The organism is Labrys okinawensis (assembly GCF_047345005.1).
Classification (GTDB): domain Bacteria; phylum Pseudomonadota; class Alphaproteobacteria; order Rhizobiales; family Labraceae; genus Labrys; species Labrys okinawensis.
Genome location: NZ_CP178864.1, coordinates 5351034 through 5369402, shown reverse-complemented (window position 1 = coordinate 5369402; position 18369 = coordinate 5351034). Strand labels below are relative to the sequence as shown.

The 18369-nt window shown below is 62.0% G+C and carries 19 protein-coding genes; 9 read left to right on the top strand and 10 right to left on the bottom strand.

Going from position 1 to position 18369, the window contains the following annotated elements; translation table 11 throughout:
- Nucleotides 1–2: 2 nt before the first annotated feature.
- From ACMDCR_RS25095 to ACMDCR_RS25085, 3 genes are all read right to left on the bottom strand, one after another.
- Nucleotides 3–1673 (bottom strand): extracellular solute-binding protein, encoded by a 1671-nt coding sequence (locus ACMDCR_RS25095; RefSeq protein ID WP_413989233.1) that lies wholly within the window; start codon nt 1671–1673, stop codon nt 3–5.
- Between the two features lie 479 nt (nt 1674–2152).
- Nucleotides 2153–3214: an ABC transporter ATP-binding protein gene (locus tag ACMDCR_RS25090; protein ID WP_413989232.1), complete on the bottom strand. Its 1062-nt coding sequence runs from the start codon at nt 3212–3214 to the stop codon at nt 2153–2155.
- Between the two features lie 104 nt (nt 3215–3318).
- A complete protein-coding gene (locus tag ACMDCR_RS25085; protein ID WP_413989231.1) occupies nt 3319–4047 on the bottom strand; it encodes an outer membrane protein in 729 nt (242 codons plus the stop codon).
- Nucleotides 4048–4198: 151 nt separating this feature from the next.
- Between ACMDCR_RS25085 and ACMDCR_RS25080 the strand changes: the two genes are divergently transcribed.
- Both ACMDCR_RS25080 and ACMDCR_RS25075 read left to right on the top strand, forming a co-directional pair.
- Nucleotides 4199–5149 carry an ABC transporter ATP-binding protein gene (locus ACMDCR_RS25080; RefSeq protein WP_413989230.1) on the top strand — a complete coding sequence of 317 codons (951 nt, stop codon included), beginning with the start codon at nt 4199–4201 and terminating at the stop codon, nt 5147–5149.
- On the top strand, nt 5149–5910 hold the full coding sequence (locus ACMDCR_RS25075; protein ID WP_413989229.1) for an ABC transporter permease: 762 nt from the start codon (nt 5149–5151) through the stop codon (nt 5908–5910). The genes ACMDCR_RS25080 and ACMDCR_RS25075 overlap by 1 nt, the downstream gene beginning before the upstream one ends.
- 75 nt (nt 5911–5985) lie before the next feature.
- On the opposite strand, the gene ACMDCR_RS25070 is transcribed toward ACMDCR_RS25075, so the two are convergent.
- Nucleotides 5986–6462, bottom strand: a complete 477-nt coding sequence (locus ACMDCR_RS25070) for a hypothetical protein (RefSeq protein ID WP_413989228.1) — start codon at nt 6460–6462, stop codon at nt 5986–5988.
- 123 nt (nt 6463–6585) lie between these two features.
- Between ACMDCR_RS25070 and ACMDCR_RS25065 the strand changes: the two genes are divergently transcribed.
- Nucleotides 6586–7374: a 2-keto-4-pentenoate hydratase gene (locus tag ACMDCR_RS25065; protein ID WP_413989227.1), complete on the top strand. Its 789-nt coding sequence runs from the start codon at nt 6586–6588 to the stop codon at nt 7372–7374.
- 108 nt (nt 7375–7482) lie between these two features.
- Here the strand turns inward: ACMDCR_RS25065 and glmM are convergent, their stop codons facing one another.
- From glmM to mnmA, 5 genes are all read right to left on the bottom strand, one after another.
- Nucleotides 7483–8823, bottom strand: a complete 1341-nt coding sequence (gene glmM, locus ACMDCR_RS25060; RefSeq protein WP_413989226.1) for a phosphoglucosamine mutase — start codon at nt 8821–8823, stop codon at nt 7483–7485.
- A gap of 103 nt (nt 8824–8926) precedes the next feature.
- Nucleotides 8927–9382, bottom strand: coding sequence for an N-acetyltransferase family protein (locus ACMDCR_RS25055; RefSeq protein ID WP_413989225.1), 456 nt, complete (start codon nt 9380–9382; stop codon nt 8927–8929).
- Nucleotides 9379–10416, bottom strand: coding sequence for a peptidoglycan -binding protein (locus ACMDCR_RS25050; RefSeq protein WP_413989224.1), 1038 nt, complete (start codon nt 10414–10416; stop codon nt 9379–9381). Before ACMDCR_RS25050 ends, ACMDCR_RS25055 begins: the two co-directional genes overlap by 4 nt.
- Nucleotides 10416–11405 carry a flagellar motor protein MotA gene (locus tag ACMDCR_RS25045; protein WP_284313117.1) on the bottom strand — a complete coding sequence of 330 codons (990 nt, stop codon included), beginning with the start codon at nt 11403–11405 and terminating at the stop codon, nt 10416–10418. Before ACMDCR_RS25045 ends, ACMDCR_RS25050 begins: the two co-directional genes overlap by 1 nt.
- Before the next feature lie 486 nt (nt 11406–11891).
- Nucleotides 11892–13076 carry a tRNA 2-thiouridine(34) synthase MnmA gene (gene mnmA / locus ACMDCR_RS25040; RefSeq protein WP_413989223.1) on the bottom strand — a complete coding sequence of 395 codons (1185 nt, stop codon included), beginning with the start codon at nt 13074–13076 and terminating at the stop codon, nt 11892–11894.
- Nucleotides 13077–13378: 302 nt separating this feature from the next.
- Here mnmA and ACMDCR_RS25035 point away from each other — a divergent pair, with 302 nt between their 5' ends.
- Both ACMDCR_RS25035 and ACMDCR_RS25030 read left to right on the top strand, forming a co-directional pair.
- Nucleotides 13379–13600: a hypothetical protein gene (locus ACMDCR_RS25035; RefSeq protein WP_413989222.1), complete on the top strand. Its 222-nt coding sequence runs from the start codon at nt 13379–13381 to the stop codon at nt 13598–13600.
- A 126-nt stretch (nt 13601–13726) separates the two neighbouring features.
- Nucleotides 13727–14230, top strand: a complete 504-nt coding sequence (locus tag ACMDCR_RS25030) for a prolyl-tRNA synthetase associated domain-containing protein (protein WP_413989221.1) — start codon at nt 13727–13729, stop codon at nt 14228–14230.
- A gap of 59 nt (nt 14231–14289) precedes the next feature.
- Here ACMDCR_RS25030 and ACMDCR_RS25025 read toward each other — a convergent pair whose 3' ends face one another.
- Complete coding sequence (locus ACMDCR_RS25025) at nt 14290–15282, bottom strand: response regulator transcription factor (protein ID WP_413989220.1); 993 nt, start codon at nt 15280–15282, stop codon at nt 14290–14292.
- 562 nt (nt 15283–15844) lie between these two features.
- On the opposite strand from ACMDCR_RS25025, the gene trxA reads away from it, so the two are divergent.
- The 4 genes from trxA to ACMDCR_RS25005 all read left to right on the top strand — a co-directional run bounded on the left by trxA (nt 15845) and on the right by ACMDCR_RS25005 (nt 18327).
- Nucleotides 15845–16738 (top strand): thioredoxin, encoded by an 894-nt coding sequence (trxA, locus tag ACMDCR_RS25020; protein WP_413989219.1) that lies wholly within the window; start codon nt 15845–15847, stop codon nt 16736–16738.
- Nucleotides 16739–16770: 32 nt separating this feature from the next.
- Nucleotides 16771–17430 (top strand): LON peptidase substrate-binding domain-containing protein, encoded by a 660-nt coding sequence (locus tag ACMDCR_RS25015; protein ID WP_413989218.1) that lies wholly within the window; start codon nt 16771–16773, stop codon nt 17428–17430.
- A 12-nt stretch (nt 17431–17442) separates the two neighbouring features.
- A complete protein-coding gene (locus ACMDCR_RS25010; protein WP_413989217.1) occupies nt 17443–17652 on the top strand; it encodes a Trm112 family protein in 210 nt (69 codons plus the stop codon).
- Between the two features lie 240 nt (nt 17653–17892).
- Nucleotides 17893–18327: a hypothetical protein gene (locus tag ACMDCR_RS25005; protein WP_413989216.1), complete on the top strand. Its 435-nt coding sequence runs from the start codon at nt 17893–17895 to the stop codon at nt 18325–18327.
- Nucleotides 18328–18369 lie beyond the last annotated feature (42 nt).

Here is an 18369-nt window from a genome sequence, read left to right as displayed (position 1 = left end):
AATCACATCCCGAGCGAGGCCTTGTAGAGCGCGATTTGCTTCTCGCGGCCTATCTGGTCGGTCAGCTTCTCCCAGGCCGCGGCGATCTGGTCGGCGCCTTCCTGGGCCTTGAGCTGGCCGGCAAAGGTCTTGGCGAGGATGTCCTCGGCAAGGCTGTAATACTGGAAGATGCCGGGAATGCGCGGTTCGATCGCTCCGTTTGGATGATTGTACGAGTTGAACTGCGAGGCGAGATAGTTTGTGATGAAGTCCTTATCGTATCCGGCCGACACCCACTCGCCGATATTGCCCTGGCTGTTGCGGTAGCATTGGAAGCCGGAGGGATAGACGGCCGTCCACAGGGCAAGGTCCTTGCCGCCGAGATGAGCCGCGGCGCTCCAGGCAGCCTTATGCTTCTTCTCGTCCTTGTCGACGCGGGCCATGACGTAGACGCCCCAGCCGAGATAAGCGAGGTTCGGCGCAAAGTTCGGTCCGCTGGCCAGCTTTTCCCATTTGCCCGACTTGGCATTGTAGACATCATCCGAGCCGGGCAGGATGTCGAAGCCGCATTTGTCGCCGATGACGGACGAGTCGTTGGTCTTGGCGTTGGAGCCGATATCGCCCCACCACACGCACATCGAACCCGTGCCGCCCAGGAATTGCTGGAAGCCGGTGGTGTTGGGGTCGGCATTGAGCTGGTCGGCCGGTTCCGACGGCAGGGCGTCGATCACGTCCTGGATGGCACGCACCCAGGCTGGGTTGTTGACACGCGGCTTCATGGTGTCGACGTCGAACAGCCAGGCCTTGTCGTCGGGATGCTTGGCATAGGCGGTGGCGCGACTGCCAAGGAAGTAGAAACCGAAGCCGCCCCAGGCCTTGCAGGCGTCGAGATAGCCATAGGCCTCCTGGCCGCCGATCTGCTTGCCCTTGAGGAATTTCGTTACCGCCTGCACCTGCTGCCAGGTCTTGGGCACCGCCCATTCCGTAGTGTTGCCGGCATCCTTCCAGGCCTTGGCAAGCGCCTCGTCCTTGAAGTAGTCGGTGCGGTAGTTGAAGTTATGCGTGTCGCCGTCGATGGTTACGCGATATTGCTTGCCATCCCAGGTGCCGACGGGGGGCTTGAGATAGTTGACCAGATCGTCGAATTCGATCTGCTTCTTGACCCAATCCGGCATCTCCGAAGCCAGGCCCTTGCCGCAGACATCGCCTTCGAAGGGCGCGCCCATCTCGAGGATGTCGAAATCGACCGTGCCGGTGGCGATCGCCTGCTGCAGGCGTGGGTTGTAGTCGGCCTGGGCGAGGTCGATCCAGGTGATCTTCGCGCCCGTATAGGCCTCCCAAGGCTTCAGGAAGCCGCGGAACAGCAGATTGTGCAGGTTCTGGTTGTTGAGGCCCATGAAGGAGAGTTCGACGCCCGCAAACTCGCCTTCCTTGATATTCGCCTTGGTGGCGCCGAGGCAGAGTTCACCGACCTTCTGCCAGTCCGCATCCGTGGGCGAACCCTTGCCGACGCCAGGGATCTGCAGGATCTTGGTGCGCAGGTCACTCGCCTCGTCCGCCATGGCGGGGGCTACGGCGCTGCTCGCACCCAGGCCACCAAAGGCCGCGATAGCCCCGGCGCCTGCTGCTCCCTTCAGGAGCGAACGGCGGCTCGCCTGGAGCGCGAGGAAACGTTTGTAATCATCCAGTCTCATGTCAAATCCTCCCGTTTCGAAACAGCTCGTTCTTGTTATCGGCCGCACCTAGTACGGCAGGCGGCTTCGAGCCGCGAACCCTGGTGATTTCGAGCGCGTGGATGCTAGAAAGCAGTCTCCGCCGCTGTCAACAAAATAGTGCGCGCTTCTGAGTAAATCTGTGACCGGCTCTTGCCCCATCACTCCAGAGGCTCGATCGGAAGGCCCGGTATATTTCAATCTCTCTTACCGAGAGGGGTACGATACGTACGAAAAATCTGCCGAGACCGCGGGTCGCGCGAGATTATTCCACTTGTATCCCAGTAAAAGCTATCGCTAGATGCGGGCTATTATACTGTTTTCTTGCAGATTATCTCGATAGTTGTAAGGCGCTGACGTTGAACTTCGGCGTTCATCGCTCCGCAAGCAGGATTATATCAGCGATAGGTCTGACCAATGTATCGAAGGGGATATCCGCTCCGTTGGCTCCCGTGCGTGCCTCAGTTCAAGCGCAGGCCCGTCTCCGCATCGAACAGGTGAACCGCTTCCACGGCCGGCGTTAGCGCCAATATCTGGCCCGGTCCAACAGACACGCGCTCGCGGAATACGCCGAGAAGCTTCTGCTCGCCGATATGGGCGAAGACCTGCGTCTCCGAGCCCGTCGGCTCCACGACGACGACCTTTGCCTGCAGGGAGCCGCCGAGCGAGAAATGCTCGGGACGGATGCCATAGATGACGCGCTTGCCCTCGCTGCCGGCGGGGACACCGGCAACCGGCAGCTCCATGCCTTCATCGGTGACGAAGCGGGGCGAGGGGCCGGACTCGAGCCGGCCCCTGATCATGTTCATGGCAGGCGAGCCGATGAAGCCGGCGACGAAAAGGTTGGCCGGCCGGTCATAGAGCTCGAGCGGGGAGCCGATCTGTTCGATGATGCCGTCATGCAGCACCACGATGCGGTCGGCCATCGTCATGGCCTCGATCTGGTCGTGCGTGACATAGATGGTCGTCGTCTTCAGGCGCTGGTGCAGTTCTTTGATCTCGGCCCGCATCTGCACGCGCAATTTGGCGTCGAGGTTGGAAAGCGGCTCGTCGAACAGAAAGACCTGCGGCGCCCGCACGATGGCGCGGCCCATGGCGACGCGCTGGCGCTGGCCGCCGGAGAGCTGGCGCGGATAGCGGGCGAGATAGGGGCCGAGGTCGAGGATCTCGGCGGCCCTCTTCACGCGCTCGTCGATCTCGGCCTTTGGCGTTTTCCGGATCTTGAGGGCAAAGCCCATATTCTCGGCCACCGTTTTGTGCGGATAGAGCGCATAGCTCTGGAACACCATGGCGATGTCGCGATCCCTCGGCGGCAGGTCGTTGACGAAGCGCTCGCCGATCTTGAGCCCACCCTCGGAAATCGGTTCCAGCCCGGCGATCATACGCAGCAAGGTGGACTTGCCGCAGCCGGACGGCCCGACGAGGGTGACGAACTCGCCGTCCTTGATCGTGATCGACACGCCATGGATGACCTGTTGGGCCCCGTAGGATTTCTTGACGTCGATGACATCCACGGAGGCCATAGGGTTGTTTTCCTTGTCAGGCAAATTCGTCGGGCCAGGATTGGTAGCCGAAGAGTTTGCCATCCGGCAAGGGGAGGACCTCCTGGGATCGCAGGCAGGGATGCTCAATTCAGCTTGTATCTCAGGCTGATGCGCAGCTCGTTGTCCCAGATCGTGCTGGCCGCGACATTTCCCCCAGACATTGAGCCTGCACCTGCCTTGCCCAGATCGAGCAGGCGGTAGTCGGCATCGAGCGAAACCTTCTCGCTCACCGCATAGCTCACGCCCGCGCCGACCTGCCAGGCGAAGCGCCAATGGCCCTCGCCCGAAGCGGCGGAGCAGGGGCCGCTGCACTTCAGGTCGTCCCATTGCAAGTGGGCCACGCCGAGCCCCGCGCCGAGATAGGGCGTGATGCCCTTCCAGGTACCGATGTCGTAGTAGAAATTGGCGAGCATGGGTACCGCGCTGAACTCGCCCTTGAGCGTGCCGTTGCAACCTGTGCCGCAGACGCCGGCGAAGCGCTCGGAGAAGTTGCGGCGTCCGAGATAATCGAGCGAAATGTCGCTGCGCAACCAGCCCCATTGATAGCCGATGGCACCGCCCACGGCCCAGCCGGCATGCAAATCCTCGCCTGTGGTGGTGACGCCCGGCACAGCGTAGGGCCGCAGCGAGGGGCTGGCGGGCAGGCTCACGCCCCCGGTGCCGCGCAGATACCAATTTGCGCCGGTGTCCCCGTCGTCGAGACTGCCGGTCTCATCGAGCGAGGGCAGGGGCGGCAGCAGGCCGGCCTGCGCAAGCGTCGGCGCGGCCAACGCGGCAAGACTGGCGAGGAGCGGTAAAGCGAGGCGGCGCATCCGGAGTTCCTAGCCGCCTTCGTCGGCGACTCACTTCAGGTGTTTGAACACCACTGTGAGCGGCATTTCTTAAACCTTTGTTAACCCTAATAAATCGTAAACCCAGTTGCGTTCTCGCCCGAAAGACGCCACATCCGCGCGGGGAGGCACCATGAAAGCCAACAATACCCCGTCCGCCGAGGACGCCATCGTCCGTGTCTCGGGCGTCAGCAAGACCTACAAGACGGGCTTTCGGGCCCTCGGGAACATCGACCTGACCTTGCGGCGCGGCGAGATCTTCGCTCTGCTCGGCCCCAATGGCGCCGGCAAGACGACTTTGATCTCGATCATCTGCGGTATCGTCAACCCGTCGAGCGGCACCATCGTCGCCGACGGCCACGACATCATCAAGGACTACCGCGCCGCCCGCACCAAGATCGGCCTGGTGCCGCAGGAATTGTCCACCGACGCCTTCGAGACGGTGTGGGCCACGGTGAATTTCAGCCGCGGCCTGTTCGGCAAGCCGCGCAACCCGGCCTTTCTCGAGAAGATCCTGCGCGACCTCTCGTTGTGGGAAAAGAAAGACAGCAAGATCAATACTTTGTCGGGAGGAATGAAACGCCGTGTGATGATCGCCAAGGCGCTCTCGCACGAGCCGCGCATCCTCTTCCTGGACGAGCCGACGGCGGGCGTCGACGTCGAGCTGCGCCGGGACATGTGGGAGATGGTGCGGGGCCTGCGCGAGAGCGGCGTGACCATCATCCTCACCACCCACTACATCGAGGAAGCCGAGGAGATGGCCGATCGCATCGGCGTCATCAACAAGGGCGAGATCATCCTGATCGAGGACAAGGTCGAGCTGATGCGCAAGCTCGGCAAGAAGCAGCTGACGCTTACCCTGCAGCAGCCGCTGGAAACGGTGCCCACCGCGCTCTCGGCCTATCGCCTCGACATCACAGACAACGGCAACCAGCTCATCTACACCTTCGACGCCAAGGATGATCCGGAAGTGCTCGCCCGACTGCTTCACGATGTCGGCGAAAGCGGTATCGGCTTCAAGGACCTGCAGACCAGCCAGTCCTCGCTCGAGGACATTTTCGTCAGCCTGGTGGGGGCGCATTGATGAATATCCACGCCATCCGCGCGATCTACATCTTCGAGATGTCGCGCACTTTCCGAACGCTCCTGCAGAGCATCGCCTCGCCGGTGATCTCGACCTCGCTCTATTTCATCGTCTTCGGTTCGGCCATCGGCGCCCATATGAACCAGGTCGATGGCGTGAGCTATGGCTCCTTCATCGTCCCCGGCCTGATCATGCTGGCGATCCTGACGGAAAGCATCTCCAACGCCTCCTTCGGGATCTACATGCCGAGATTCATCGGCACGATCTATGAAGTGCTTTCTGCGCCCGTCTCGGTGGTCGAGATCGTCATCGGCTATGTCGGAGCGGCCGCCTCCAAATCCATTCTGCTCGGTCTCATCATCCTGATCACTGCGCGGCTCTTCGTCGGTTTCTCGATCGAGCATCCCGTCTGGATGATCGCCTTCCTCATCCTGACCTCGGTGACCTTCAGCCTGTTCGGCTTCATCATCGGGGTGTGGGCGGACGGCTGGGAAAAGCTGCAGATCGTGCCGACGCTGATCGTCACGCCACTGACCTTTCTCGGCGGCAGCTTCTATTCGATCTCCATGCTGCCCGAACTCTGGCAGAAGATCACGCTGTTCAATCCGGTGGTCTACCTCGTCAGCGGCTTTCGCTGGAGCTTTTACGGCGTTTCGGATGTCGACGTTGGAGTGAGCCTGGGCATGACCCTGGCATTCATGACGCTCTGCCTGATCGCCATCGTGGCGATATTCAGGACAGGGTACCGGATCAAGGCGTAGTCTAGACTTATCCACGAGCAGAAGGGCAAAGACCCGAGAACGATTGCATTGTCGCTCTCGGAATTACTCATCAGTCTACTGCACTGTAACGGCTCGAACATGTCGAATGAAGACCCCGGGAAGATAAGCGGTGGACCTGGAGTTTTCCTTCGCTGCCATCTGATAGGCGAAATGGTCCCACCCGGTATAGCCAGGGGTCGGAGTATATTCTATGAGAATTCCCTGGACAGGTTTGCGATAACATGCAGGCTGAAGCGCATCATAAGGCGGAGCGGTTGGCACGTCCTTGGCTTGGCGGATCGTGAGAGTACCATGCGAAGGCTGTTCAGTGACAGTGACAGGCGGATAATCCCTGAAAGTGCAATCAGGTTTCATGTCCTCGATGAAAATGACCTTGTTGATTTTGTCCGCCTCGGCCCTGAAGTCCGTCGTGAGAATGAAAGAGCCATTTGGCAACTTCTGCAACGGGCCGTAAGTGGTTCCAGTGGTTTCGCAGCCGGCGACGCCGAGGGCCAATACCCCTATGGTTGCGAAGGTATATACAAATTTCACGTGCAGCTCCGACCAAATGTTTACGTTGCGTAATGTTTACTGGCAGAAGGCTGCGAGAGACGCAATGGCTTGTTGGTTATCATAGCCAAAGCGGGCCAAACAGAAGCAGATAGAGCAGACGATATGCCATCCATTGCCCAACGCTTCCACGCTGCCCGCCGAGACGCTCGCCCTCTCCCGGCGTTCCCCGGCACCCTGCCTGAAACCCTTGCCGAAGCCTATGCCGTCCAGGAAGAGGCGATCAGCCTGTGGCCCGATGCAGTCGCTGGCTGGAAGGTCGCCTCCATCCATCCGGACCTGCGCGAGCGTTTCCTCGCTGGCCGGCTGGCGGGGCCCGTCTTTTCCAAGGGTGTCTACCGGGTGGCGCCAGGGGCCATCGCACAGGTGCCGGTTATCCGCGACGGCTTCATCGCCGTGGAAACCGAGATCGGCCTGGTCGTCGGCGCCGACATTGCACCGCGGCCGGCGCCCTGGACGCTGGCGGAACTGCTGCCTCATTTCGCCAGCGCGCATGTTGCGATGGAGATCGCCGGTTCGCCACTGCCCACCATCAACGATATCGGCCCGATGGCGGTCATTTCCGATTTCGGCAACAACACCGCCATCGCGATCGGCGCAGAAATCTCCGGCTGGAAATCCGGAGCCTTCGAGGAGTTGAAGACGCAGATGCTTATCGGCGGCACGCTGATCGGCGAGGGCGCGGCCGTTGGCGCCAATGGCGGCCCGCTCGATGCCTGCCTTTTCCTCGTCAATCACCTTGCTACCCGCGGACGGGGCCTCGCAAAGGGCGATGTCATTTCGGCCGGTGCGACAACCGGCGTGCATCCGCTTGAGATCGGGCAGGTGGCGGAGGCGTTTTGCGTAGGCATACCGCCGCTGGCGATCCGGATCGGGGAGCGGACGGCGGTGTAACTGGGGTCACAGGCATCCTTGCCTGCTCTTGGAAACGGTGCGTTCAGGAAAAGGAAGAGCAGGCAAGGATGCCTGCGATCCCAGGAAGGACGTCCGCGCTCCCAGCAGTCAAGCCGCCGTGGAAATCGCCTCGATCACATCGTCCACCGCGCTTTCCACGCGCTTCCTGTCATCGCCCTCGGCCATCACGCGGATCACCGGCTCGGTACCGGAGGGGCGGATGACCAAACGGCCGCTATCGCCGAGCTGCTTGCGGGCGCCGTCGATCGCGGTGACGACCTTGGGATCATCCAGCACCTTGCCGCCGCGGGTGCGCACGTTCTTCAGGATCTGCGGCAGCGGGTCGAAGCGGTGGCAGACTTCGCTCACCGGCTTGTCGGCCTTCTTGAGCACCGCCAGCACCTGCAGCGCGGCGACCAGGCCGTCGCCCGTGGTGGCGAAGTCGGAGAGTATGATGTGGCCCGACTGCTCGCCGCCGACATTGTAGCCCTGAGCCCGCATGCGCTCGAGCACGTAGCGGTCGCCGACGGCGGTGCGCTCCAGCATCAGGCCAAGACCGCCAAGATAGCGCTCGAGGCCGAGATTGGACATCACGGTGGCGACGATGCCGGGCTGGGTGAGGCGCCCGTCATCCTGCCAGGCGGAGGCGACCACGGCCATCAATTGGTCGCCATCGACGACATGGCCCTTCTCGTCGACGATCACCACGCGGTCGGCGTCGCCGTCGAGGGCGATGCCGATATCGGCGCGCAGTTCCCGCACCTTCTGGGAAAGAGCGTCCGGCGCGGTGGAGCCGACATCCTTGTTGATGTTGAAACCATCAGGCTCGACGCCGATCGGGATCACGTCGGCGCCAAGCTCCCACAGCGCCTCGGGGGCGACCTTGTAGGCGGCCCCGTTGGCGCAGTCGACCACCACGCGCAGCCCGTCAAAGCGCATCTGGCGGGGGAGCGTACGCTTGGCGAATTCGATATAGCGGGCGCGCACATCGTCGATGCGGCGAGCACGGCCGAGATCGCGGGAGCCAGCGAGGCTGGCGGCAAGATCGGTGTCGATCAGGGCCTCTATCGAGCGTTCGGTCTCGTCCGAGAGCTTGAAGCCGTCGGGGCCGAACAGTTTGATACCGTTGTCGTCATAGGAGTTGTGGGAGGCGGAAATCATCACGCCGATGTCGCAGCGCAGCGAATTGGTGAGCATGGCGACGGCCGGCGTCGGCATCGGCCCGAGCAGCATCACGTCGACGCCGACGGCAGTGAAGCCGGCGACCAGGGCATACTCGATCATATAGCCGGAGAGGCGGGTATCCTTGCCGATGACGACGCGATGGCGATGCTCGCCGCGCTGGAAGGCCAGGCCCGTGGCCATGCCGATCTTCATGGCAAGTTCAGGTGTAATGAAACTGTTGGCTCGGCCACGGATACCGTCCGTGCCGAAATATTTGCGACTCATCGATCAACCTCGAGATTTCCTGAACCAATTATGCCAGAAGCCTCTCACCAAATGCTTCAAAAATTATTTGCAAGCGTAACAGGGGACGTCCGCGCTCCCGGCATTACCGCCGCCACTCATAGTCATAAGTCGTCAGCCCCGAAGCGACGTTCACGCCGCTGGCGGTGCGCACGAAGCCCTCGCGCTCGTAGAAGCGGATCGCTCTCTTGTTGAAGGCGTTCACCGACAGCTTGAGGAGCGTGCGGGTCTTCTGCTTGGCGATGGTCATGAGGAGATGGGCCGTGCCGGATCCTTGCTCGGCAAGCGCGAGGGTGATCTGCTCCAGCAGCAGGACTTCTTCGCTCACCGGCGCCAGCACCAGCAGGCCGACGACGTCGCGGCCCCGCGCGGCGACATGGATCTCGGCCTTCAGCTCCTGCCATTTCAGCCACATGCTCGGCCAGCGCACCTTGTAGTCGAAGGCGGGGTAGGTGGCGGCCCAGGTCTCGCACCATAAGGTCCGCAGGGCTGGTTCATCCTGGGGCTCCGCCGCCCGGAGGGTGACGAAAGACTGTGTCATCGCTCCGTCAGCTTCAGTTCGATGCGTCGGTTGCGGTTGCGGGCTTCGTCGGTGCCGGAGGTGTCGATCGGCTGGAATTCGCCGAAGCCCGCCGCCACGAGGCGCTGTGCCGGGATGCCCTTGGAGATCAGATATTGCACCACGGCGATGGCGCGGCTGGCCGAAAGCTCCCAGTTGGAAGGGAATTGCGGCGAGTTGATCGGCCGGTCGTCGGTATGGCCATCGACACGCAGCACCCAGGGAATGTCGTTGGGGATCTTGTCCTGAAGGTCGAGCAGGGCGGCGGCGATCTTGTCGATCTCGGCCTTGCCCTCGGGCTGCAGCGTGGCCTGGCCGGCCTGGAAGAACACCTCGGACTGGAAGACGAAGCGATCGCCCACGATGCGGATGTCGGGCCGGTTGCCGAGCACGTCGCGCAGGCGCCCGAAGAAGTCGGAGCGGTAACGCGAGAGTTCCTGCACGCGCTGGGCCAAGGCCGCATTCAGGCGCGAGCCGAGATCGGCGATCTTGGTCTGGCTTTCGCGATCCTTGGATTCGGAGGCATCGAGCGCCTGTTCCAGTGCGGCGATCTGGCGGCGCAGGGCTGAGATCTGCTGGTTGAGGAGGTCAACCTGCGCCAGGGCCTGGCCCGACAGCCGCTTCTGGTTGTCGAGCTCGCCCTGGACCTGCTGGATCTGGCCGCTATTGGCGTTGGCGGCAGCTGCGTCGCTCTGCGCGGTGTCGAGCAGGCCTTGCAGCCGGGTCTTGTCGCTGTTGGACTTGTCGAGGCTGGCATTGAGGGCGGAAAGCTGCTCCTGCGCATTGCGCTCGTTCGTTCGCTCCAGCGCCAGGAGCTGCGAGAGCTCGGCCACCTGGGCATTGAGCCGGTTGAGAGCCTCGTCCTTGCCGGTGACCTCCTGCGACAGGAAGAACTGGCCAAGCACGAAGATCGACAGGATCATGATGATCGACAGGAGCAGCGTCGACAGGGCGTCGACGAAGCCCGGCCAGTAGTTGATGCCTTCGGTGCGACGGCGGCCGCGACTGAGCGCCATCAGTTCCTCTCACGCTCTTGCGTCAGGCGCTGCAGCACGGCCTTGATGTCGCGCTGCTGCTCGGCCTGGCTTTCCACCCAGTCCCGGATCATCTGCTGCTCGGATCGCATGTGCTGGACGAGGCCCTGGATGCCTTCGGCAAGCTGCGCCATGGCGGCGGTGGCATTGCGGCCGGAACCGCCATCGCGCGAGCCGTCGGCCATGCGCTCGATCGCGGACTTGATCGCCGCCATCTCGGCATCCGAGCCGCCGCGGGCGAGGCCTTCGGCCTCGATATCGGTGACGGTGGCGGCGAGCCAGTCTTCCAGCTCGGTATAGAAGCGGTTCTGCGCCTGGCCGGCCTGCAGGTCGAGGAAGCCGAGGATCAGGGAACCGGAAAGACCGAAGAGCGAGGACGAGAACGACACGCCCATGCCCTTGAGAGGGGCAGAGAGGCCGCTCTTCAGGCCCTCGAACACGGTGGAGGCATCGCTGCCGCCCACAGACATCGAATTGATGACATTGCCCACCGATCCCACCGTCTCGATCAGGCCCCAGAAAGTGCCGAGCAAGCCGAGAAAGACGAGCAGGCCCGTCAGGTAGCGCGAAATCTCGCGCTGCTCGTCGAGGCGCATGCCGATCGATTCGAGAATGGAGCGCAGGGTGGAGAGCGAGATGGAGCGCCGGCCGATCTTGTCGCCGAGGAGGGTTGCCATCGGCGCCAGCATCACCGGCTGGTCGCGCAGCTCCAGGCCGGGATCGCGCAGGCGATAGGCGTTCACCCAGCGCACTTCGGGGATGAGGCGGATGACCTGCCGGAAGCCGAAGGCGATACCGAGCAGCATCGTGAAGATGATCAGGCCGTTGAGGAAGGGATTGGCCATGAAGGCGATGAAGAGCTGCTGATAGAGCGGCGTCACCACGCATGCGGCCAGGATCAGGAAGACCAGCATACGGACGAAAAAGATCCGTGGGGAAGACAGCTTGTAGGGATCAAGGTCTCTTGCCATCGCACCACGCCGCTCGAACTCGTCTCATTCAATGCCTTCCCTAGCAGGGACGGTTATGTCTTGCCAGACAATACCCTAATGCGGGGTTTCGCACACGCCATCAATGTGGGGAGTCGGGCGATGGTACGGTAGGGGGCAGGGAGCGCGGATGTCTCGTCCGCTCTTGAAACGTTGCACCCGCAGGCATGAGCAAACACCTGTGATCCGGGCTGTCGGACCTTCGTCGACGTTTTCGTTTCAAGAGCTGACGAGGACGTCCAGGCGCTAATATAGGCACGACGCCCACCCTCCCCTTGATGGGGAGGGTCGACGCGAAGCGTCGGGGTGGGGTGACTTCTTGCAAAAGATCATAAAAAAGCGCGACTTTTCCTTCTGAGGATGGTGGTTCTCACCCCACCCCGGCCTTTTCAGGCCGACCCCTCGCAACTCAAGTGAGTTGCGGACCATCAAGGGGAGGGTGACGTGTCGCGACAATTGCGTCTTATCTTAGCGCTCATGGACGAGGACGTCTGCGCTACCAGCGCCATAGGCGAAGACCGTCTGCGGCCGGGCGCCCTTGATGAAGCCGCCGCCGAGCACGCGGGCCTGGCCATCCGCGTGGTCGTAGAAGACCGCGGCCTGGCCGGGCGAGACGCCGTCCTCGGCCTCGGCGAGCTCGATCGATGGGCCGTCAGTGCCGAAATGCAGCAAGGCCGGCTTGGGCGCCCGGGTCGAGCGCACGCGCACCGCGATCTCCAGCCCATCCGCCGGCAGATCCTCGAGCGCTCCGTCGCCGATCCAGTTGACGTCGCGCAGGGCGACACTGCGGGTCGCCAGCGCCTCGCGTGGTCCGACGATCACCCGCGCGGCGTCGGCGTCGAGCCTGATGACATGCAGTGGCTCGCCGGTGGCGATGCCCAGGCCCTTGCGCTGGCCGATGGTGAAATGGATCACGCCCGCATGCTGGCCGAGCACGCGGCCGTCGAGATGCACGATATCACCGGGGCGCGCGGCACCGGGCATGAGCTTCTCGATCACCTGCGCGTAGCGGCCTGAGGGTACGAAGCAGATGTCCTGGCTGTCGGGCTTGGCGGCCACCGACAGGCCGAAGCGCTCGGCCGCCTGGCGCGTCTGCGGCTTGGTCATGTCGCCAAGCGGGAAGCGCAGGATGTCGAGTTGCTCCCTGGTGGTGGCGAACATGAAATAACTCTGATCGCGTTCGGCATCGCGCGGGCGATAGAGTGCTCGCCCCCCGGGCACGGCGCGGCTGGCGACATAATGGCCGGTGGCGAGCACGTCGGCGCCGAGATCGCGGGCGGTGCCGAGAAGATCGCGGAACTTGACGCGCTGGTTGCACTCGACGCAGGGGATCGGCGTCTCGCCGGCTACGTAGGAGTCAGCGAAGCGATCGATCACCGCCTCCTTGAAGCGGCTCTCATAGTCGAGGACGTAATGAGGAATGCCGATACGGTCGGCGACCTCGCGCGCGTCATGGATGTCCTGGCCTGCGCAGCAGGCGCCCTTGCGGTGAACCGCGGCGCCGTGATCGTAGAGCTGGAGCGTCACTCCGATCACGTCATAGCCCTGCTCCTTGAGAAGCGCGGCGCAAACGGAGGAGTCGACGCCGCCGGACATGGCGACGACGACGCGGGTATCCTGCGGCCGGCGCGGCAGGTCGAGCGAATTCAACATGGCAACCTCGGAGCAACAGAGGGTCAAGGTCTCTGCGACGGCGCTCCATTACGCGATTTTGACCAATAAGGGAACGGCGTTCTTGACCGGCTGCAATACGCGCAGGAGCAGTAAGGGGTCCAAGTATCAGTGCAATAGAAAGATGGTTTAATGTCCAATTAACCTATTAGCCACGTTCTCTAAGTATAGAACTTGTGCTTCAATTAAATAAACGCCCGCTGTTGCATTTATATCATAAGAATTCGGCAGCGGCGTTCGCCTCAGATCTGCCACCCAAGCCGGTAGAGCTGGTGGCGACCGTCGTGGAGCCATCCTTTACCTGGACGGGCTTTTACGCGGGCGCTAATGCCGGCTACGGCTACGGCTACGGCTACGGCCATGGGCTTCGCGCCCAATATCTCTATCTCGACCTCGGCAAGTACATGACGATCGATAAGCCAACGGGCGACATTATCAGCCGCATCACTGCAAGGCCGGACGTGACCCTCAACACCGTGTGCGCGACCGTCAACTACAAAGTCTGAACGCAGTCCTTCAGACCAAAACCGCAATTTGGGGCTTGGCGTTGGCGGAGCCCTTTTTGCCGCGTGGGTTCGCCTTGCGCCGCACGAGGCGGCGCTTTAGTCAGGAGCCTCCTCCGGAGACTTCTGATGCCAGCGACGCCCGACGACCTCTTCGCCTTTCTTGACAAGCTCGGCATTGCCGTGACCACCCTCGAGCATCCTCCGCTCTACACGGTGGAGGATTCCAAGGCCCTGCGCGGCCAGATCGAAGGTGGCCACACCAAGAACCTGTTCCTGAAGGATCGCAAGGGCTCCCTTTTCCTCGTTGTCCTGGAGGAAGACGCCACCGTCGACCTCAAGCGCATCCATGAAATCATCGGCGGGCAGGGCAAGGTTTCCTTCGGCTCGGCAGACCTGCTCACCGAAGTCTGGGGCGTGCTGCCGGGCGCCGTGACCCCCTTCGGTGCCATCAACGACAGGGATGGCCGCGTCACGGTGGTGCTCGACGAGGCGCTCCTGGAGAATGCCAGGCTCAACCATCACCCGCTGGTCAACACCTCGACCACCACGATCGCGCGTGAAGACCTCGTCGCCTTCCTCAAGGCGACCGGGCACGAGCCGAGGATCCTCGCGGTCTCGAACCCTGCCTGATCGGGGCAGCCGCCGGAGATGTCGTATTACATGAATTTGTGCGCCGCTCGCGGCGGCATTTAATAGGCTATCGCCGGCATGGCCCTGTGGCTTTCATCGAAATCGGGCCCCACAAGGACCGCATCGACCGGCCGCCTCGTCGGGGCGCCGCACATGAGCGCGACTTCAGTCCGGTTGCGCAGATGGAACTTGCGCATGATGTTGCGGATATGAACTTTGGCGGTGCTTTCGGAGATATTCAGGGCATGGGCGATGACTTTGTTCTGTTTGCCCTTCTGCAGGAGCGCCAGGACATCGATCTCGCGGCCCGTCAGGTTGAGATGGATCTCGGAACGCGGATCCGGCTCTGGGATCGGCTGCATTGAGCGTATCATCGTGCGATCCAGGAATGCGTGTTGGCTGGACGGCTGAACGCTGAGCCGGGGCGAGGGACCCAGCGATTGGCGAATTGCGGCGACCATCGCACCGAATCCCGTTGAGGCCGTCACCCAATTCTGGACGCCGGTCTCTTCCATCACGCGGTCGATGGCAGGGTCAGCGCTGTCGGTGATGACGAGCAGTGGCAGGTTGCCGATCCGCCCCTTCAATTGCTGGATGACGAAGGCAATGAAGAGGGGATCCGAGCTACGCTGCATGAAGCTCAGCACCGCGAGGGAGGCTTGCAGGTCCGTATCCTCCATACTGCTCGCGATGCGGACCTCGAGATCCTCTGCCGCTTCCTTCAGGGCGTGGGAGAAAATTTCGGCCAGCAGGGGGCGATTTTCGATCAGAAGTACAACCTTCCGGGCCGCCGACGACTCCATCACCGTGCCTGTGTTTTCCGGGGTGTGTTGATCTTCGATGTCGTTAAAGTCGACATTCTCACTCATGATAGGCCTCCCTCGAATTGTGACGCTACTCGGTCCAAGCGGATTTTCGATTGCAGGGTTCCCAGTCTCTTCAACGGCGTTCTTATGGTTGTCTGCCGTAGTTGTTTTCGGTCGTTTGCGTGTTTTTGTTCTCGAACATTCGATGCGACGTTGTTTCCTGGCTATGTAATCGTTGCCATGCAATGCGGTATCGCATCCCATTGAAGGTAAAACGATTCATTCAAATCGGAGCTGAGAAATATTAATCGGCGATATCTCTCTTTTATCTCACAAAATGCCGCTAAAGATAAAGTCCCCGTTGCTTAATCCAAAAGGTCGATTACGCATCGTCATCGGAAACGGTATCCGAGTACGGCAGAACCGATTTACTTTCATTGGATTCGATTGCCGGTGCTATAAATTAGTGGATGTGAAATCGACGTGATTTAAGATGATTTGGGGAATACGATCCGTATTGAAAATTACACGCTAAAAATAACCGATACATTGCGTGTATCTTAAGGTAATGGGGCGGCAATACGCGGCCACTGAACTGCGCTACAACTGGGACAAAGCTGCGTTGTCGAATGAATGTTCGGCTCGGGCCTGGCTTTAGTGAATCGCCGCCAAGGAAGTACCATTTGTTCCAATGCCACTAGGGGATTGGCATTTCTATTGTTTCGTACAGAGAGTCGTCAGCGGATGGTTGCCTTCGCGGTGATTTACCCCCATCTAACCGGAGACGATGATTTCTAGGGTATTGGCGATGAGCAACGACACGGCTGGAACGAACGGCTTGATCAAGGACACCACGACGCAAACCTTCATGGCTGACGTCATCCAGGAGTCGATGAAGCAACCGGTCCTGGTGGATTTCTGGGCGGAGTGGTGCGGCCCCTGCAAGCAGCTGGGTCCCATGCTCGAGAAGGCTGTCGTGGCCGCCAAGGGCAAGGTGAAGCTGGTGAAGATGGATATCGACAAATATCCGCAGATCGCCGGTCAGCTCGGCGTGCAGTCGATTCCCGCCGTGTTCGCCTTCTCGAAGGGTCAGCCCGTCGACGGTTTCATGGGCGCCGTTCCGGAAAGCCAGATAAAGGAATTCATCACCCGCATCGCCGGCCCCGGCGGGGATCCCGACACCGAGGCGATGCTCGCCGAGGCCGAGGCCCTGCTCACGGAGGGCGAAGGGGAGGCGGCCGCGCAGATCTTCGCGCAGATCTATGAGCAGGATCCCGAGAACCTCAAGGCGATTGCCGGGCTCACCCGGGTCGCCGTTGCCGCCGGCGAGCTGGATCAGGCTAAGGCCACCCTGTCGCTGACTCCCAAGGGCAAGGAGAACGATCCCGCCATTGCCAGCGCCCGCGCCGCTCTCGAAGTGGCCGAGCAGGCAAGCGAGCTCGGCGACCTGCAGGGGCTTGCCCGCCAGGCCGAGGCCGATCCGAAGAATTTCCAGGCCAAGTTCGACTATGCGCTCGCCCTTGCCGCCGCCAACAAGCGCGAGGAAGCGGTCGACCAGTTGCTCGACATCGCCCGCCGCGACCGCAAGTGGAACGACGATGGCGCGCGCAAGCAACTTGTGCAATTCTTCGAAGCCTGGGGTCCGATGGACGAGAACACGATCTACGGCCGGCGCCGCCTGTCGTCGATCCTGTTTTCCTGACGGTCACCTGCAAGCTCGGGGAACGTTGCTCCATGCACCCGCTGTTTCAGACGGAGGCAGATCTGCCTTCCGTCATCCCGGTCTTTCCGTTGTCGGGAGCCTTGCTGCTGCCGCGAGGGCAGTTGCCGTTGAACATCTTCGAACCGCGCTATCTCGCGATGATCGACGACGCCCTGCGCGGGGCCCGTCTCATCGGCATGATCCAGCCGGAGGATGAGGAAGCCGAAGACAAGCCACGGCTGTTTCAGGTGGGATGCGTGGGCCGCATCACCCAGTTCGCCGAGACGGGCGATGGGCGCTATCTCATCCAGCTTACCGGCATTTCGCGCTTCAGGGTGCAGGAGGAGGCCAACGTCGACACGCCCTACCGCCAGTGCCACATTACGGCCGCGCCTTTCGCCATCGACTTCACACCGCGTGCCGGTGAGGAAGAGGTGGATCGCAAGGCCCTGATCGAGACGCTCAAGGCCTATCTCGCCGTCAATCACTTCCAGGTCGACTGGAAGGAGATCCACGAGGCGCCGAACGAAGCACTCGTCAACGCGCTGTCGATGATGAGTCCCTTCGGCCGGCGCGAGAAGCAGGCCCTGCTCGAGGCGGCGAGCCTGCGCGAACGGGCCGAGATCCTGGTCGCCATCACCCAGATCGAGCTCGCCAAGAGCGGCGACGGCTCAGACACGCCGCTGCAATAGGCGGAGCCGCCCATGGGCAATCCCGTGCCTCATCGTCCGCCCCCCCTGACCGACCCCAAGCTCCTGGAGCTGCTGGTCTGCCCGCTGACCAAGACGACGCTGGAATATGATGCCGAGAGACAGGAATTGATCTCGCGCGCTGCAAAGCTGGCCTATCCGATCCGCGAGGGCTTTCCGATCATGCTCCCCGAGGAGGCGCGGGTGATCGAACCGGGCGAATGATGCCGATGGCAGGTAGTCTTGAGCTGTCATCCCCGGCCCCTGGATCCCCTTCCCGACGCCTTCGGCCTCGCCGGGGATGACACTCGTCTCCCTTTGCTGTGATTCGGCTATATAGCCGCTGATATTGCGTCGCCCACCGGATCCCTGCACCGTTTTTGCACGGGGACCTCATCGCTCCGCCATAGCCCCTGGATCGCGGCTGGATGAGAGAGGGGCAAGATCGGCGTCATGGAGGAAACCATGACGCTCGCGCAAACCTTGCCGGTCCCCAGTCCCTCGGCCAACCGGCTGAGCTTCATCCTGAAAGTCGTGCTCGCCGCCGGGCTGGCCCTTCTCGCCGACATCGTCTTCGCGAGCGGCGTCCAGAGCGCCACTGCCCCCCAGCGTGTCGTGAATCTCGATACCGACTATCTTCACACGCTTCAGGGCTCGGGAAGCCTGCTCCCCCTCGTCGAGGCGACGCCGGATCCTGCCCATGCCTCGGATGCCCTCGTCAACCTGCGTTATTTCATCCAGAAGGAGTTGGAAAGCAGGCAGGCCGATTGGCGCCTGTGGACGCTTGCCGGTGCCTGGCGTCTCTGGGCCGCCGGTCCGCTGCCGAAGGGTATCGCCATCATCGTAGACCCACCGCAGGATTCCTCCCGGCCGGGAATACGCAGCGCGCCAAACCCGTGAACATCGCTCGCCTGCGCTTTGACACCTCCAATCCGAAATGAC

What these genes read in the sequence shown, in the direction of transcription:
- ACMDCR_RS25095 (WP_413989233.1), bottom strand. Translation starts at nt 1,673, where the DNA reads ATGAGACTGGATGATTACAAACGTTTCCTCGCGCTCCAGGCGAGCCGC.
- ACMDCR_RS25090 (WP_413989232.1), bottom strand. Translation starts at nt 3,214, where the DNA reads ATGGCCTCCGTGGATGTCATCGACGTCAAGAAATCCTACGGGGCCCAA.
- ACMDCR_RS25085 (WP_413989231.1), bottom strand. Translation starts at nt 4,047, where the DNA reads ATGCGCCGCCTCGCTTTACCGCTCCTCGCCAGTCTTGCCGCGTTGGCC.
- ACMDCR_RS25080 (WP_413989230.1), top strand. Translation starts at nt 4,199, where the DNA reads ATGAAAGCCAACAATACCCCGTCCGCCGAGGACGCCATCGTCCGTGTC.
- ACMDCR_RS25075 (WP_413989229.1), top strand. Translation starts at nt 5,149, where the DNA reads ATGAATATCCACGCCATCCGCGCGATCTACATCTTCGAGATGTCGCGC.
- ACMDCR_RS25065 (WP_413989227.1), top strand. Translation starts at nt 6,586, where the DNA reads ATGCCATCCATTGCCCAACGCTTCCACGCTGCCCGCCGAGACGCTCGC.
- glmM (WP_413989226.1), bottom strand. Translation starts at nt 8,823, where the DNA reads ATGAGTCGCAAATATTTCGGCACGGACGGTATCCGTGGCCGAGCCAAC.
- ACMDCR_RS25055 (WP_413989225.1), bottom strand. Translation starts at nt 9,382, where the DNA reads ATGACACAGTCTTTCGTCACCCTCCGGGCGGCGGAGCCCCAGGATGAA.
- ACMDCR_RS25050 (WP_413989224.1), bottom strand. Translation starts at nt 10,416, where the DNA reads ATGGCGCTCAGTCGCGGCCGCCGTCGCACCGAAGGCATCAACTACTGG.
- ACMDCR_RS25045 (WP_284313117.1), bottom strand. Translation starts at nt 11,405, where the DNA reads ATGGCAAGAGACCTTGATCCCTACAAGCTGTCTTCCCCACGGATCTTT.
- mnmA (WP_413989223.1), bottom strand. Translation starts at nt 13,076, where the DNA reads ATGTTGAATTCGCTCGACCTGCCGCGCCGGCCGCAGGATACCCGCGTC.
- ACMDCR_RS25030 (WP_413989221.1), top strand. Translation starts at nt 13,727, where the DNA reads ATGCCAGCGACGCCCGACGACCTCTTCGCCTTTCTTGACAAGCTCGGC.
- trxA (WP_413989219.1), top strand. Translation starts at nt 15,845, where the DNA reads ATGAGCAACGACACGGCTGGAACGAACGGCTTGATCAAGGACACCACG.
- ACMDCR_RS25015 (WP_413989218.1), top strand. Translation starts at nt 16,771, where the DNA reads ATGCACCCGCTGTTTCAGACGGAGGCAGATCTGCCTTCCGTCATCCCG.
- ACMDCR_RS25010 (WP_413989217.1), top strand. Translation starts at nt 17,443, where the DNA reads ATGGGCAATCCCGTGCCTCATCGTCCGCCCCCCCTGACCGACCCCAAG.
- ACMDCR_RS25005 (WP_413989216.1), top strand. Translation starts at nt 17,893, where the DNA reads ATGACGCTCGCGCAAACCTTGCCGGTCCCCAGTCCCTCGGCCAACCGG.